Source organism: Amycolatopsis sp. WAC 04182 (assembly GCF_003947465.1).
In the GTDB taxonomy this organism is placed as follows: domain Bacteria; phylum Actinomycetota; class Actinomycetes; order Mycobacteriales; family Pseudonocardiaceae; genus Amycolatopsis.
In genome coordinates this window covers 521,871-535,673 of record NZ_QHJJ01000008.1, presented here as the reverse complement: position 1 = coordinate 535,673, position 13,803 = coordinate 521,871, and the positions used below count along the sequence as shown (strand labels likewise).

Sequence of the window (13,803 nt, the reverse complement as noted above, 5' to 3'; positions counted from 1 at the left end):
GCAGCGGCCCGGTCAACACCCGAACGCGCGTGGTGAGGCGAATCGCATGCGAGACGATGTGGTCCAGGCGAGCTCGATTCTCGGGCACTCCCCCGGCCAGGTTTGGGAAGTGATCGGCGATCCCGAGTCCTACTCGAGGTTCGTCGCGGAGATCAGCTGGTGCGAGATCCAGCGCCCCGCCGAACGCGGGCGCGGCCCGAAATGCCTCGTCCGGTTGGAGCCGCGGCCGGGAACACTCGTCGTCGGCGACATCGAGGCCCGCGTCTGGCGGCCGGGTGAGCACGTCGTGTGGTGCGGCGTCGAGAACGACGGAATCTGGGTCTCCGTCGAGCTGCGGCAGGCTCCCGACGGCGGCACGGAACTCACCGCCCAGCTGATGCTTCCGGCACCGCACGCCGGTCTGGTGTCCGCCGCGTCCTTCAAACGCGCCGTCCGCGCGATGGCACGCCGGATCGATCTGCACCTTTCGGGCCGGGCGGCGTCGCCCCAGGAGGAACCGGCGCACACCAAGGCCACCACCCTCCACACGGCGAGCACGCTGATCAAGGCCGGGGTGCTCGCGGCCGCGCGCCCGGACAAGATCGCCCGGCAGCTCACCTCGTTGTCGCAATGGGGCGCCACCGTCGCCGGCGGTTACTCGGCCAACGCCGCCCGCGTGCCCGATGACGTGGCGCTGCACGACGAACGCAACGTCCGGACGTTCAAGCAGACGGCCGATCGCAGCAACCAGCTCGCGAACGCGCTCGCGGCCCGCGGAGTGGGCGCCCGCGACCGGATCGCCTTGTTGTGCCGCAACCACGCCGCGATGGTCGAGTCGCTGATCGCGTGCAGCAAACTCGGGGTGGACGCGATCCTGCTCAACACCGGGCTTTCCGCCGGCGCGGTCGCGGACGTGATCGGACTGCACAAACCGGTCGCGGTGCTCGCCGACGACGAGTTCGCTCCCGTCATCGCCGGTATCCCCGGCGATTTCCTGCGGCTGTCCACCTGGCCGGAGACCGAGAACGGCTACCCGACCATCGATCAGCTGATCGCCGGGGTGCCCGCGACGAAACTCAAACCGGTGGACCGGATCGGGCGGCTCGTCGTCCTCACGTCGGGCACCACGGGAACCCCCAAAGGCGCGCGCCGTCCGACGCCGAAGGGATTGTCGACGTCGGCCGCCATGCTCGACCGCATCCCGCTCCACTCCGGAGACCGGTTCGTGGTGGCCGCACCGCTGTTCCACAGCTGGGGGCTCGCCGGGATGCAGATCGGGATGGCCGTGCGCGCGTCCTTGTCGCTGATCCGGCGGTTCGACGCCGAGGAGATATTGCGGACCATCGCCGAACACCGCTGCGGTGTGCTGTTCGCCGTGCCCATCATGTTGCAGCGCATCCTCGATCTGCCGGAACGGATCCGCGCCCGCTACGATCTGTCGTCGCTGCGGATCGTCGCCAGCAGCGGATCCGCGCTGCCCGGCACGATCGTCACCGAGTTCATGGACACCTTCGGCGACGTGCTCTACAACTTCTACGGCTCCACCGAGGTTTCGTGGGCCAGCATCGCCACGCCCGAGGATTTGCGCGCCGCGCCGACCACCGCCGGCCGTTGCCCGCCCGGCACCCGCGTCGCCATCCTCGACGACGACCACAATCGTGTCCCGCCGGGCTGGGAAGGACAGATCTTCGTCGGCAACGACATGCTTTTCGAGGGCTACACCGACGGCGCCAGCGTGCCTCGCGCGGAGAACCTGATGGCGACCGGCGACGTCGGCTACCAGGACGCCGCCGGACGGCTCTTCGTCACCGGCCGGGCGGACGAGATGATCGTGTCCGGTGGGGAGAACGTGTCCCCTCGTCCGGTCGAAGAGGCCATCGTCGCCCTGCCCGGCGTCCACGAAGCCGCGGTGATCGGCGTGCCGGATCGCGAGTTCGGGCAACGGTTCGCGGCGTACATCGTGCCGAAACGCGGTGCCCGCATGAGCGCGGACGACGTCCGCGCCTACATCCACCACCGGCTGGCCCGCTTCGCGGTGCCGCGGGACGTGTACTTCGTCGAGGAACTGCCCCGGAACGCGACCGGCAAGGTGCTCAAGCGGTTGCTGCGGGACGAGACCTGGCCGATCGACCAGTAGCGTGCCGCTCCCGCAGGAGAAACCGCTGGATCTTCCCGCTGGGCGTCTTGGGCAGCTCCGGCACGAAGTGGATCTCACGCGGGTAGGCGTGCGCGGCGAATCGCGTCTTCACCAGCTGCTGCAACTCGGTCACCAGCTCGGTGCCGGCGGAGACGCCGTCCCGCGCCACCACGTACGCCACGACCACCTCGCCGCGCAGCGCGTCCGGGACACCGACGACGGCGCATTCGGCCACGGCGGAGTGCTGCTGCAGAACGCTTTCCACGTCGAACGGACCGATACGGTAGCCCGCCATCAGGATGACGTCGTCGTCCCGCGAGGCGAAGGTCAAGTAACCGTCGGCGTCCTTGGCGGCCACGTCGCCGGTGTAGTACCAGCGGCCGTCGGGACTGAAGCGCGCGGCGGTGCGCTCCGGCGCGTCGCGGTAACCCCGGAACCACACCAACGGGCTCGCCGGGAGATCCACGGCGACGCGTCCGCGTTCCCCCGGTTCGGCGACAACGTCGGCGTCCTCGCGGAGGACCTCCACCGCGAAGCCCGGCAGAACACGCCCCATCGAGCCGGGCTTGACCTCCGAGCGGAGGTCCGGATGCCACGCGTTGCCCACCACCATGCCGAGTTCCGTCTGTCCATAGTGGTCGTAAACGCCGACGCCGAGCTTCGACGACGCCCACTCCAGGACGTCCGGGGTCAGCGGTTCCCCTGCCGAAGAGCAGTGCCGCAGACGGAGGCCGTCCGGCACCGGGGCGGCCGAGTTCCGGAGCGCGCGATACACCGTCGGGGCGGCGGCGAAGTTGGTGACACCGAACCGCTCCAGCACCGCCCACGTCAGTTCGGCGGAGAAACCCGCGTGCAGCAACAGACTCCGCCTGCCGGTCGCCATCGGCGTCATGATCGCGTAGTACAGGCCGTAGGCCCAGCCGGGGTCGGCGGCGTTCCAGAAGACGTCGTCGGCGCGGACGTCGAGCGCGAAGTCCTGGTACGCCTGGAAACCCGCGAGCGCACGAAGAGGAATCGGGACGGCCTTGGGTGTTCCCGTGGTCCCGGAGGTGAACAGCTCGACCAGGACGCCGGACCCACCGGTCACCACGGCTCCCGGCAGCGGCGCGGCGCCGGCCAGCATCTCCCGGAACGACAGATCGCCGGCCTCGCCGTCCCCGACGACCACGATCCGCCGCGCAGGGTCGTCCGGCAGGTCGGCGGACGGCGTCAGCTTCGCGCGCTGACCGGCGTCGGCGATGACGACCTTCGTGCCGTTGCCGGTGACCCGCAGCGCGATGGCGGGCGGCGCGAACGCCGTGAACAACGGGACGTGCACCGCGCCCAGCCGCCAGATCGCCAGCAGCGCCACGACCAATTCCGCCGACTTGCCCATCAGCGTCGCCACCCGGTCCCCCGGCCCGACCCCGAGGCCTGCCAGTGCCCCGGCGAAGCGTTCCGACTGCTCGCGCAGCTCGCCGTAGGTGAGATCGTGGCTGGTCAGATCCGCTTCGACCACGGTGAACGCGACCGCCTCCGCCGGATGCCGGTCGCACAACAGCGTCGCCGCGCAGGCCCGCTCGTCGTCGTAGACCTCGAGTAACCGCCGGACGTGAGCTTCGGTCATCGTTTCTCCCGGGACGTTGGCGAAGGCGTACAGTTCCGGAAATCGTGCGGGCGGGCCCGATCCGTCCACCACCCCCGATCGAGGGGGATCACCGAGGAGGGTGAGCCGATGCCGGTCGACGATGCCCAGCTCCTCGGCGCGGTCTCGGACCTGCGCCGGGACACCGGCCTGCCGGTCGGCTTCGCCGGGGTCGCCGGCGCCTCGCCGCGGATGCGGCTGACCGCGTTCCTGGGCAACCGCGGCACCGCACTCAACGGCCTGTCCGTCCGCGCCGGCTGCGGTCTCGGCGGCAAGGCCCTCGCGCTGACCCGGCCGGTGGTCGCCAACGACTATCACCGCGCCACCACGATCAGTCACGACTACGACGAGCCGGTCCGCGACGAGGGCATCCACTCGGTGGTCGCGATCCCTGTCGTCGTACGCCGCCGTGTCCGCGCCGTCCTTTACGGCGGCCTGCGCGACGAGGCAGTCCTTTCCGACCGGACGATCACCGCCGCCCTGCACGCCGCGCGCGATCTCGAACAGACGTTGGCCGTCGAGGACGAGATCGAGAAGCGGCTGGCGGAGGCACAGCCCCTGGCGGAGCATCGCGAGGAGGCCGCGCCGCGTGAACGGCTGCGCGAGGTCTACGGCGAGCTCCGGGCGCTCTCCGGCCAGATCACCGACGGCGTTCTTCGTGACCGCTTCGACGCGGTGTGCGACAGCCTGACCGGCGCCGCTTCGCCCGTGGTGCGCCTGGCGCCGAGGGAACTGGACACCGTCGCGCTCGTCGCACTCGGCCTGACGAACGCCGAGATCGCGCACCGGCTCGGGCTGACCGTGGAGACGGTCAAGAGTTACCTGCGGGACGCGATGCGCAAACTCGATGCGACCTCCCGGTTGCAGGCCGTCACGCACGCCCGGCGGCTCGGCCTGCTCCCCTGAAATAGCTCCACAGCAGGTCAGGAGTCCCTAGGATCGGCCCATGAGACGGCTGGCCGTGGTGGTCTTCAACGGGGCGTCGCTCGGCGCGATGTCCTTCGCGTTCGGCGTGTTCGAGATGGCTTCGGCCTTCGGGGAGCTGCCCGACCTCGAACTCAAGGTCGTCGGCGGCGAACCGGACACCGCGCTGCGCGGCGGCGGGCTGACCGTGCCGGTCCCCGAAGACCTCGGCGCGGTCCGGGACGCGGACCTGGTGCTGGTCCCGAACTGGCGGTCGCCCATGGAGGATCCGCCGGAAGCCGCGCTGGAGGCACTCCGCGCGGCACACGACCGCGGAGCCCGGGTGGCCGGACTGTGCAGCGGTGCCTTCGTCCTGGCCGCTGCCGGGCTGCTCGACGGCCGCCCCGCGACCACGCACTGGGCGATGGCCCCGCTGCTCGCGGCCCGGTTCCCGGCCGTCCTCCTCGACGAATCGGTGCTCTACATCGACGACGGCGACATCCTGACCGCGGGCGGCGGCGCGGCGGGCATGGACCTCGGCCTGCACCTGATCCGCTCGTGGTGCGGCGCCGAGGTGGCGAACCGGCTGGCGAAAGGCATGGTCGTCCCGCCGCACCGGCCCGGCGGGCAGGCTCAGTACATCGAGTCGCCGATGCCGGAACTCGACGACGGCGATCCGGTATCGGAGACGATGGCCTGGGCGCTGACCCGGCTGGACACGGCGCTCCCGGTCGACGAACTCGCCAGGCGGGCGCATATGAGCAGGCGCAACTACGATCGCCGGTTCCGCGAGATCACCGGTGCCGCGCCCGGCACGTGGCTCACCCACCAGCGCGTCATCCGCGCGCAGCAGCTGCTCGAATCCACCGATCTCCCGGTCGACGAGATCGCCAGGTATTGCGGGTTCTCCTCGTCCGCCGCGCTCCGCCCGCATTTCCGGCGGCAGGTCGGGGTCACGCCGGTGTCCTACCGGGAGACGTTCGGGACCAGGCTGGGCGTGCCCGAACCCATCCTGTCCTGAAACGAACCTCGTTTGGCGAAAACACCGCTCACGGCAGGCGCCCCGGTCCGGCCACGATCGGAACATGACCGAAGACAGCCGTTCCTTCCTCAACCGCCGGTCCATGCTCACCCTCGGCGCGGGGGCCGCGGCCGCGCTGGTGGCCTCGGGTGGCATCGCCGAGGCCGGCCAGTCCGGCACTCCCGACGACGCGGCACTCGCCCGCTCCCTTTCCGGCGGGTTCCGCAGCGAATACGCCCACGTCAACGGGGTCCGGCTGCACTACGTCGCCGGCGGCCGCGGCGAGCCGCTGATCCTGCTGCCGGGCTGGCCCGAGACCTGGTGGCAGTACCGCAAGGTCATGCCGGAGCTGGCGAAGCGGTACCGCGTCATCGCCGTCGACCTGCGGGGCATGGGCGGTTCGGGCAAACCCGGAGGCGGGTACGACAAGAAGACGATGGCCCGCGACATCTTCGAACTCCTGCGCACACTGGGCCTCCGGCAGGCGCATATCGCCGGGCACGACATCGGCGCCATGGTCGCGTTCGCCTTCGCCGCCAACCACCCCGAGGCGACGAAGACCGTCACGCTCATGGACGTCTCACACCCGGACGAAAGCCTGTACCAGCTCCCCATGCTGGCTCCGCCCGGGCAGCCGGTGAACGTCTGGTGGTTCGCGTTCAACCAGGTCGCGACCCTGCCCGAACAGCTGCTGGCCGGCCGGTCGCGCTTTCTCGTCGACTGGATGTTCGACCATCTCGCGGCCGATCCGGCCTCGATCGGGGCCAGGGACCGGGCGATCTACGCCGCCGCGTACGACCGCCCGGACGCGATCCGCGCGGGGAACGGCTGGTACCAGGCGTTCGGCACGGATATCGAGGATCAGCAGGCCTACGAGAAGATCACCGCCCCGATGCTGGGGCTGGGCTCGGAGTTCAACTACGACTACCTCGCCGCGGTCCTGCCGTCGAAGGCGGTCGACGTCCGGGTGCGGAAGGTTTCCGGCTCCGGGCACTTCGTCGCGGAGGAGCAGCCGCGGACGGTCATCGACGAACTACGGACCTTCCTCGGGTGAGGCCTATAACCCGAATGGGTCAACGCCGCTCGCCGAACGGGACGATTCACTCGGTCAGGTGAAAGACGCCGGCGCGCGTCATTCTCGCGACGGGGTCCCCTCTTCTCTGGTGTGTCGGTACCGGCCGGGCAGCCCCCCGAACGGCCGGTACCGACATGGAAGTCCAGCTCAACCGATCCACCAGCGGGCCTTGTAGATCCACGCGCCGTGCAGCGCCAGCTCGGCGCGTGGAAAGGCCAGCCGGACGGTGTCCGTGCACCACGTGCACAGGTGACCGTCCTGCACCGAGGCCGTCAGGATCTGCCCGGTCCGCGGGTTCGTCGACACACTCTTCACGTGCGGCCGGTCGATCTCCCGAGCGCCCGCGTAGCGCCGGCCGAACCCGCCACTCGTCTTCGAGAACTGGTACACCCCCGCTTCCGTGGTCACCCACAGCAGATCCGGCCGGCCCGGGACCGGCTGAAGGTCGTGCCCGCCCTTGCTCGGCACCGGAACGGACCGCTGCTCGGTGAGCACCGGCGCGGCGGCCGTGCCGCCGACGTTCAACGCGACGAGCGCGTTGGTGCCCAACGCCCACAACACGTTCCGTCCGGCGTCCCACACCACGCCGTGCGCCCCCACCAGCCGGTACTCGGCGTAGGTCGTCGAACGCCGGCCCTGCGAGGCGGTGTAGATCCGCACCCAGCCACCGGTGCTGGCCGCCACCGCGACGTTCCCGTCCGGCAGCAGTTCGATGCTGTGCGGGTTGGCGGGCCCGCCGACGTTCGCTGCCCAGTACGCCCGGTCGCCCGCCGGATACGGCACGACGGCGGCGAAACCGCCCGACGCCGACGTCAGCAGGTACTTCTCGCCGCCTCGCTCGGCGAGCTTCGCGTCACTCGGGTTGCTCCACGAACCCGCCAGGTCCGCCAGCCCGTTCGCGGCGCTCGGCGCCCACGCCCAGCTCACCTTCCGGTCCTGCCACGAGGCCCGGTCCGCGGGCAGGACCAGGATCCGCTTGGACGCCTGCTCGGTGATGACGATCGACCCGCGATCGCGTGCGCCCGCGTCCGCCACGGCCGGCGCGGACGCCGCGACCGAAAGGCCCACGACGGCCAGCGCCGCCAAGGATTTCCGCATGATCTTCATAGGGAGAACCGAACCCGCCGCGGATGACGGGTGGGTGGCGGCGGCCCGAAACGTGGATGTCGACGAGATGACCCCGGATCAGAGGCTCGCCTCCGACCGCCGGAGCAGCACTTCACCGACCTGACGGCGGGCGGTCATGGGGACCGGGCGGCCGTACCCGAAGCGCAACACGGTGTGCGGGCGGCCGAGGTCGGCGAAGATCCGGTCCATCGCGGACCGGGTCTCCGGGGTTTCGAACGGCCTGCCGACGAACGACGTCGCGAGGCCCGCGGCCGTCGCCGTCAGCAGGACCCGCTGCAGCACCATTCCCGCCCGGAGATCCGCAGCGGGCCCGCCGTCCGCGGTCAGCACCGCACCGAGCACCGGCTCGCCGTCCTCGGGCTCGGCGGCGAAGAAGGACTCCTGCGCGGGAATGCGGTGCGCCGACGGCGGTCTGGTCTGGGCCGGGACGCCGTCCGGCGCGTTCGCCGTCCGCCTGGTCCACAACGCGACCTCGGCCTGGAACGCGCCGTTGTGCGCCTGCGCGGCCTCGGCCCGGTGCAGCACGCGCGCGACCGCGTTCGCCCGGTCGCCACGCCCGAACAAATCCAGCAGCCCGCCTTCGACGAGCGCGGCCGCCCGCAACGTCGTCCGCGCCCACACGGGCACCGGCCGGTCCAGGAACGGACGGCGGTTCGTGTGACGGCGGAAGACGACTTCGGCCAGCCTTCGCTCCTCCGGTGACGAGAACCGGTCGCCCTCGATCTCGAGTTCGGCCAGCAGATCAGGCTCGTCCGGCTTCGGCACCACCCGCAGCGAAAGGGTCTTGCCGTTGGACCGCAACGAGATCATCAGGTTGAACATCGCCGCACCACACGACAGCCGCGCCTCACGGGCGTCCGGGTCGGCGATCCGGAGCACCCTGGCGCGGTCGAGCCACATCTCGATCCGGTCCCGGTCGGCGACGAACCGCCACGGCTGGGTGTTGAGCGGGGACGGCGCGCGGACGGCGGCCGCCACCGCCTGGTCGACGTGGGTCGGCAACGGGATCTGCATCGTGGACTCCGGAGGACGAGGGTTGGTCCACCTTCGGCCGGGGTACCCGGCGACCGCAACGGCCGCCGGTCACGAATTCCGAGGACTTTCGCCCCCGATTCCGGGGAACGAGGACTTAGGACCCTGTGCCACGGACGGCGGTGGTGGAAGTCTCGACGACCGGAACGGAGCCGACGATGACGGACAAGTGGACGATCGACGTTTCCCTGCGGCACGAGCCGTACCGGGTGCGCGCGGAAGCGTTGCTCCGGCTCGAAGACGGCGGCGAGTTCGTCGGTGTCGGAATCGCGGAGGCCGGGCTGAGAAACGGCTCGGCGTCCCAGATCGGCTCCTATCTCGCCGTGACCCGGGCGCTTTCGGACCTCAACGCGGAACTGCTGGAGACCGTCGCCTCCGACGTCGCCCGCTCGGTCGAAGTCGACGGGATACTCACCAAGCAGTCGACGAACTGACCGCGGTCAGCGCAAGGGGGCGGACCACTCGGCCCTGGTTCCGCCCTCTTCGCGCGTCTCCGTCCGGAACATCCCACCCGCTCTTTCCGCGCGGTCGCGCAGATTCCGCAACCCGCCGGGCTCGTCCGGCTCAGCGGAGATCCCGGTGCCGTCGTCGGTGACGACGATCCGCAGGACGTCGTCCTTCACCGCGACGCTCACCGAAACCCCGCTCGCCCGCGCGTGCCGGACCACGTTGCCGACCGTTTCCCGCACCACCGCTTCGGCGTGTTCGGCGAAGGCGAGCGGAATGGAGTCGAGCGGCCCGGACAGGCTGACCGTCGGATGGGTCGGGGTGTCGTCGGTGAGTTCGGCGATCGAGTCGTAGAGCCGGTGCCGGAGCCGCACTCCCCGCTGGCCGGCCTCTCCGCCGTGAAGATCGAAGATGGCCGTGCGGATCTCGTGCACGATCTCGTGCATCTGGTCGATGCTGTCGCCGATCCGCCGCCGCAGTTCCGGCGAGTCCGCGCGGCGGTGGGTGCTCTGCATGGCGAGCCCGACCGCGAACAACCGCTGGATCACGTGGTCGTGCAGATCCCTGGCGATCCGGTCGCGGTCGGCGAGGACGTCGAGTTCCCTGGCCGTGCGCTGCCGCGCCGCCAGTTGCAGCGCGAGCGCGGCCTGGTCGGCGAACGAGGCCACCACCGGCAACTGGGCGAGCTCGAACGGGACGGCGCCCGGGTTCCGCACCGCCATCAGCACACCGGACGTCCGCTCCCGCGCACGGAGCGGCACCACGAGCGTCGGGCCGAGGCGCAGCTCCCCCTCCTCGCCGAGCACGAGTTCGGGCACGCTGCGCGGGGTCCGGTCGCGGTAGACCGCTCCCGGCAACGAAGTGGCCACACTGATCCGCACGCCGGTCAGCTCCGTCGCCCGCGCGCCCGCGCAGACGGCGATGGTGAGTTCGCCGGCCTCGTCCTCCCCGTCCGGGCTGACGTCGAGCCGTCCGGGACCGGGCAGCGCGAGCAGGGTGAGGTCGGAACCGGTGAGTTCGAGCGCCCGGCCCGCGATCAGGTTGAGCGCGTCGACGGGATCGGTTCCGCCGAGCAGTTCCGTGGTCACCTCGCTGGTCGCGGCCTGCCACCGCTGGCGGATCCGCGTCTGCTCGTAGAGATGGGCGTTCTCGATCGCGATCCCGGCCGCGGCGGCGAGCGCCTGGACGACCACCTCGTCGTCGTCGGTGAAACTCTCCCCGCGTTTCTCGGTGAGGTAGAGATTTCCGAACACCTCGTCGCGCACCCGGATCGGCACGCCGAGGAACGAGCGCATCGGCGGATGGCAGGGCGGGAACCCGACCGACGCGGGATGCCGTGAGATGTCGGCCAGCCGCACCGGTTTCGCCTCGTCGATGACGAAACCCAGCAGCCCGTGCCCTTTCGGGAGATGCCCGATCTGTTCCTTCGTCTCGCCGTCGATGCCGAGATAGACGAATTCGGCGAGCGATCCGTCGTCCGCGATCACCCCGAGCGCACCGTACGTGGCTTCGCCGAGTTCGATGGCCGCCTGCACTATCCGGCGCAGTGTCGCGTCCAGCTCCAGCCCCGACGCGACCGCGAGCACCGCTTCGAGCAGGCCGTCCATCTTGTCGCGGGTGCCGATGAGCCGTTCGATGCGGTCCTGGAGGTCCCGCAGCACCTCACGAACCCGCAGCTGGGAAAGGGCGCCGGTGATCCGGTCGTCGCTTCCGCCCAGCCGGTCATGAGCCGACATCCTGCTGCGCCTCCGAAGATCGGGACGAGTCGCGGCCGTGGTGACTTTCTCCTCTTTCGGCCCCGCACCGCGGGCGGGGACCGTCTCACTAGACAACCTTATTGCCCGTGGCGCGGCGGCGGGGGAAACCATGACCATACAAGTCACCAGGGTCGGACGCTTGAACTCCGAACAGGTGAATTCGGTGCTCCGGTCGGCGACACTGGCCCCGTCGACGCACAACACCCAGCCGTGGCTCTTCCGGTGCACCGGCACCGGGATCGAAGTCCACGCCGATCCTCGCCGGATCCTGCCCGCCACGGATCCGGACGGCCGGGAAATCGTTCTCTCGTGCGGCGCCGCCCTGTTCACCCTCCGGACGGCGATTCACGCACTCGGCTTCCATCCGGCGACGACCCTGATGCCGAGCCGCGCCGATCCCGATCTGCTGGCGGTCGTCCGGCCGCTCGCCGAGCGCACCCCGGATCCGAAAGTGGTCCGGCTGGCCCGAGCGATCCCCCGCCGTCGGACCAACCGGCGGCCGTTCCTGTCCGACCTCGTCCCGAAAACCACGCTCACCGCACTACGCCACGCGACCGAACTCGAGCACGCGTGGATGTCGAGTCTCGACGCCGAACAGAGCCGGCTGCTGCGAGACCTCACGGCCCGTGCCCGCCGCGAGCAACTCGCCGATCCCGCGTTCCTCGCCGAACTCGGCCGCTGGACCGGTCTGGGCGCGAGCAGTCGCGACGGGGTGCCGTCCTACGCGACCGAGGGCTCCCCCACCGACGAAAGCTGGCTCCTCGACGAATTCGGCGAAGTCCGCGACGGCACGTCGCCTTCCCCGCTCGTGGTGGTGATCGCCTCGCTGACCGACGACCGGCTCGACCGGCTGCAAGCAGGCCAGGCACTGCAACGGGTCCTCCTGACCGCGACCTGCGCGGGGCTGGACGCGTCGTACATCTCGCCGCCGATCATGGTGCGCGAGGCACGTGCCGAACTGCGGCGTCTCCTCGGTTGCGGTGTGTGGCCGCAGGTGCTGCTGCGGGTCGGCTACGGGTCACCGCTGCCGTGGACACCGCGCCGCCCGCTGGAGGACATGCTGCTCGACACGCTCATTTCCGCTTGAGGCCTTCACTGCCGCCGCAGTTCCGTGGCCAGCACGGCCGCCTGAGTCCGCCGCTGCATTCCGAGTTTCGTCAGCAGCCGGGACACATAGTTCTTCACGGTCTTCTCCGCGAGGAACATCCGCTCCGCGATCTGCCGGTTGGTCAGTCCCTCGCCGATCAGTTCCAGCAGGGTGCGTTCCTGGTCGGAAAGCCCGGCGAGCGGCCCCTTCTTGGCGGCGTCGTCGCGGAACTTCGCCATCAGCGTCGCTGCGGCCCGCGTGTCCAGCAACGACCGGCCGAGGCCGACCTCCTTGACCGCCGCCACCAGGTCCATCCCCCGGATGTCCTTGATGACGTAACCGCTCGCGCCCGCCATGATCGCGTCCAGCATCGCCTGCTCGTCGGTGTAGGACGTGAGCATCAGGCATTTCAGCTCGGGCATCTTGGAGCGCAGTTCCCTGGCGAGTTCGACGCCGTTGCCGTCCGGCAGCCGCACGTCGAGCACGGCGACATCCGGCCGCAGAGCCGGAATCCTCGCCAGCGCTTGGGAAAACGTGGCGGCCTGGCCGACGACGCACAGGCCGGCGTCCTCCTCGAGCATGTCCGCGACCCCTCGACGGACCACCTCGTGATCGTCGACCAGAAACACCCGGAGCATTCCGACCTCCACGGTTTCCCCCTCGGATGAGAGCGTACGGCGCACGGCCGGTCACTGCGACAGGCCAAAGGGCCCTGTTCGGCGCCCGTTCGAGTGGCCGTCGCCGACCGGACCAGGTTCATTTGCATCATTCGAGTCAGGACGTTCTCTCCTTCCGGAGCAGTCCGGCCGCTGCGACGATCACCTCATGTCCGAGACCACGCTTTCGCCGGCCCTCTCGGCCGGCTCTCCCGACCCGGCCGACGACCTCGTGGCCATGCGCGACCGCATCCGCTTCTACCGGGCCCGCGCCGAGCAACTCCAGTACGCGCTGGACCACCGGCTGCCGATCGAACAGGCGAAGGGTATCCTCGCCGAGCGATACCAGATCGACATCGACGCGGCGTTCGAACTGCTGCGTTCGTTCTGCCGCAACAACAACATGAAGATCCACGACGTCGCCAGGACGCTCGTCGAGCAGCCCAGTGAAGGCGACCGCCGGATCTCTTGCTGAGTCACGCCAAGTTCGGCGGGGGGCCCGCGACCACCACCGGAGCCGCAGACCACGCGGGCTCGGACCGGGTGATGAACCGAACGCCGCCCCCCAGACTCCGGGTGCTCGTCGCGGACGACAATCCGGTCATCGGCGACGCCCTGCGCGCGCTGTTGGACTCCGAACCGGACATCGAGGTGGTCGCAGTCGCGCTCGACGCCGGTGAAGCGGTCGCGCTCGCGGAACTGCTGGCCCCGGAGGTCGCCCTGCTGGACGTGCGGATCCCCGGCGGAGGCGGCGCGTGGATGGCGCGGGAGATCCGGCGGCGGGTGCCCCGTACGCGGCTGATGGCGTTCTCCGCGCACAGCGACACCAGGTCCATCGCCCAGATGGCGTCCGCCGGCGTCACCGAATACCTCGTGAAGGGCAGCCCCAACACGGAGATCGTCGCGGCCATCCGCCGCGTCTGCGCGAACAGCGCCAACGGGACCGAGTAGCCCGCC

13 protein-coding genes are annotated in these 13,803 nt (G+C 70.4%); 8 read left to right on the top strand and 5 right to left on the bottom strand.

Annotation, left to right across the window (positions count from 1 at the left end; translation table 11 throughout):
- Window positions 1-46 precede the first annotated feature (46 nt).
- Entirely contained in the window at window positions 47-2,116 is a 2,070-nt protein-coding gene (locus tag DMH01_RS37315) for an AMP-binding protein (protein WP_125683283.1), read from the top strand.
- Here DMH01_RS37315 and DMH01_RS37310 read toward each other — a convergent pair.
- Entirely contained in the window at window positions 2,073-3,722 is a 1,650-nt protein-coding gene (locus tag DMH01_RS37310; RefSeq protein ID WP_125683281.1) for an AMP-binding protein, read from the bottom strand. The two genes, DMH01_RS37315 and DMH01_RS37310, sit on opposite strands and share 44 nt — an antisense overlap.
- A gap of 108 nt (window positions 3,723-3,830) precedes the next feature.
- Between DMH01_RS37310 and DMH01_RS37305 the strand changes: the two genes are divergently transcribed.
- The 3 genes from DMH01_RS37305 to DMH01_RS37295 all read left to right on the top strand — a co-directional run bounded on the left by DMH01_RS37305 (window position 3,831) and on the right by DMH01_RS37295 (window position 6,718).
- Window positions 3,831-4,646: a helix-turn-helix transcriptional regulator gene (locus tag DMH01_RS37305; protein WP_125683279.1), complete on the top strand. Its 816-nt coding sequence runs from the start codon at window positions 3,831-3,833 to the stop codon at window positions 4,644-4,646.
- Between the two features lie 40 nt (window positions 4,647-4,686).
- Window positions 4,687-5,664, top strand: coding sequence for a GlxA family transcriptional regulator (locus tag DMH01_RS37300; protein ID WP_125683277.1), 978 nt, complete (start codon window positions 4,687-4,689; stop codon window positions 5,662-5,664).
- A gap of 64 nt (window positions 5,665-5,728) precedes the next feature.
- Window positions 5,729-6,718, top strand: coding sequence for an alpha/beta fold hydrolase (locus DMH01_RS37295; RefSeq protein ID WP_125683275.1), 990 nt, complete (start codon window positions 5,729-5,731; stop codon window positions 6,716-6,718).
- 168 nt (window positions 6,719-6,886) lie between these two features.
- Here the strand turns inward: DMH01_RS37295 and DMH01_RS37290 are convergent, their stop codons facing one another.
- Complete coding sequence (locus DMH01_RS37290) at window positions 6,887-7,846, bottom strand: DUF6528 family protein (RefSeq protein WP_125683273.1); 960 nt, start codon at window positions 7,844-7,846, stop codon at window positions 6,887-6,889.
- A gap of 78 nt (window positions 7,847-7,924) precedes the next feature.
- Window positions 7,925-8,881, bottom strand: coding sequence for a hypothetical protein (locus DMH01_RS37285; RefSeq protein WP_125683271.1), 957 nt, complete (start codon window positions 8,879-8,881; stop codon window positions 7,925-7,927).
- A 176-nt stretch (window positions 8,882-9,057) separates the two neighbouring features.
- Here DMH01_RS37285 and DMH01_RS37280 point away from each other — a divergent pair, with 176 nt between their 5' ends.
- Window positions 9,058-9,333 (top strand): dsRBD fold-containing protein, encoded by a 276-nt coding sequence (locus DMH01_RS37280; RefSeq protein WP_125683269.1) that lies wholly within the window; start codon window positions 9,058-9,060, stop codon window positions 9,331-9,333.
- Between the two features lie 6 nt (window positions 9,334-9,339).
- On the opposite strand, the gene DMH01_RS37275 is transcribed toward DMH01_RS37280, so the two are convergent.
- The gene (locus tag DMH01_RS37275) at window positions 9,340-11,082 is read right to left on the bottom strand and encodes a GAF domain-containing sensor histidine kinase (protein WP_125683267.1); all 1,743 of its coding nucleotides are present in this window, start codon (window positions 11,080-11,082) and stop codon (window positions 9,340-9,342) included.
- 130 nt (window positions 11,083-11,212) lie between these two features.
- Here DMH01_RS37275 and DMH01_RS37270 point away from each other — a divergent pair, with 130 nt between their 5' ends.
- Entirely contained in the window at window positions 11,213-12,190 is a 978-nt protein-coding gene (locus tag DMH01_RS37270; protein WP_125683265.1) for a nitroreductase family protein, read from the top strand.
- A 5-nt stretch (window positions 12,191-12,195) separates the two neighbouring features.
- Here DMH01_RS37270 and DMH01_RS37265 read toward each other — a convergent pair whose 3' ends face one another.
- Window positions 12,196-12,828: a response regulator transcription factor gene (locus DMH01_RS37265; protein ID WP_199745763.1), complete on the bottom strand. Its 633-nt coding sequence runs from the start codon at window positions 12,826-12,828 to the stop codon at window positions 12,196-12,198.
- Window positions 12,829-13,015: 187 nt separating this feature from the next.
- On the opposite strand from DMH01_RS37265, the gene DMH01_RS37260 reads away from it, so the two are divergent.
- Together DMH01_RS37260 and DMH01_RS37255 are read left to right on the top strand one after the other, a co-directional pair.
- The gene (locus tag DMH01_RS37260) at window positions 13,016-13,321 is read left to right on the top strand and encodes an ANTAR domain-containing protein (protein WP_125683262.1); all 306 of its coding nucleotides are present in this window, start codon (window positions 13,016-13,018) and stop codon (window positions 13,319-13,321) included.
- A gap of 71 nt (window positions 13,322-13,392) precedes the next feature.
- Window positions 13,393-13,797, top strand: a complete 405-nt coding sequence (locus DMH01_RS37255; RefSeq protein ID WP_233621827.1) for a response regulator transcription factor — start codon at window positions 13,393-13,395, stop codon at window positions 13,795-13,797.
- Window positions 13,798-13,803: the final 6 nt, after the last annotated feature.

Bases quoted from the DNA above. Each gene is read 5' to 3' on its own strand.
- DMH01_RS37310 (WP_125683281.1), bottom strand. From the start codon at position 3,722: ATGACCGAAGCTCACGTCCGGCGGTTACTCGAGGTCTACGACGACGAG.
- DMH01_RS37275 (WP_125683267.1), bottom strand. From the start codon at position 11,082: ATGTCGGCTCATGACCGGCTGGGCGGAAGCGACGACCGGATCACCGGC.
- DMH01_RS37280 (WP_125683269.1), top strand. From the start codon at position 9,058: ATGACGGACAAGTGGACGATCGACGTTTCCCTGCGGCACGAGCCGTAC.
- DMH01_RS37305 (WP_125683279.1), top strand. From the start codon at position 3,831: ATGCCGGTCGACGATGCCCAGCTCCTCGGCGCGGTCTCGGACCTGCGC.
- DMH01_RS37290 (WP_125683273.1), bottom strand. From the start codon at position 7,846: ATGAAGATCATGCGGAAATCCTTGGCGGCGCTGGCCGTCGTGGGCCTT.
- DMH01_RS37315 (WP_125683283.1), top strand. From the start codon at position 47: ATGCGAGACGATGTGGTCCAGGCGAGCTCGATTCTCGGGCACTCCCCC.
- DMH01_RS37270 (WP_125683265.1), top strand. From the start codon at position 11,213: ATGACCATACAAGTCACCAGGGTCGGACGCTTGAACTCCGAACAGGTG.
- DMH01_RS37285 (WP_125683271.1), bottom strand. From the start codon at position 8,881: ATGCAGATCCCGTTGCCGACCCACGTCGACCAGGCGGTGGCGGCCGCC.
- DMH01_RS37260 (WP_125683262.1), top strand. From the start codon at position 13,016: ATGTCCGAGACCACGCTTTCGCCGGCCCTCTCGGCCGGCTCTCCCGAC.
- DMH01_RS37255 (WP_233621827.1), top strand. From the start codon at position 13,393: ATGAACCGAACGCCGCCCCCCAGACTCCGGGTGCTCGTCGCGGACGAC.
- DMH01_RS37300 (WP_125683277.1), top strand. From the start codon at position 4,687: ATGAGACGGCTGGCCGTGGTGGTCTTCAACGGGGCGTCGCTCGGCGCG.
- DMH01_RS37265 (WP_199745763.1), bottom strand. From the start codon at position 12,828: ATGCTCCGGGTGTTTCTGGTCGACGATCACGAGGTGGTCCGTCGAGGG.
- DMH01_RS37295 (WP_125683275.1), top strand. From the start codon at position 5,729: ATGACCGAAGACAGCCGTTCCTTCCTCAACCGCCGGTCCATGCTCACC.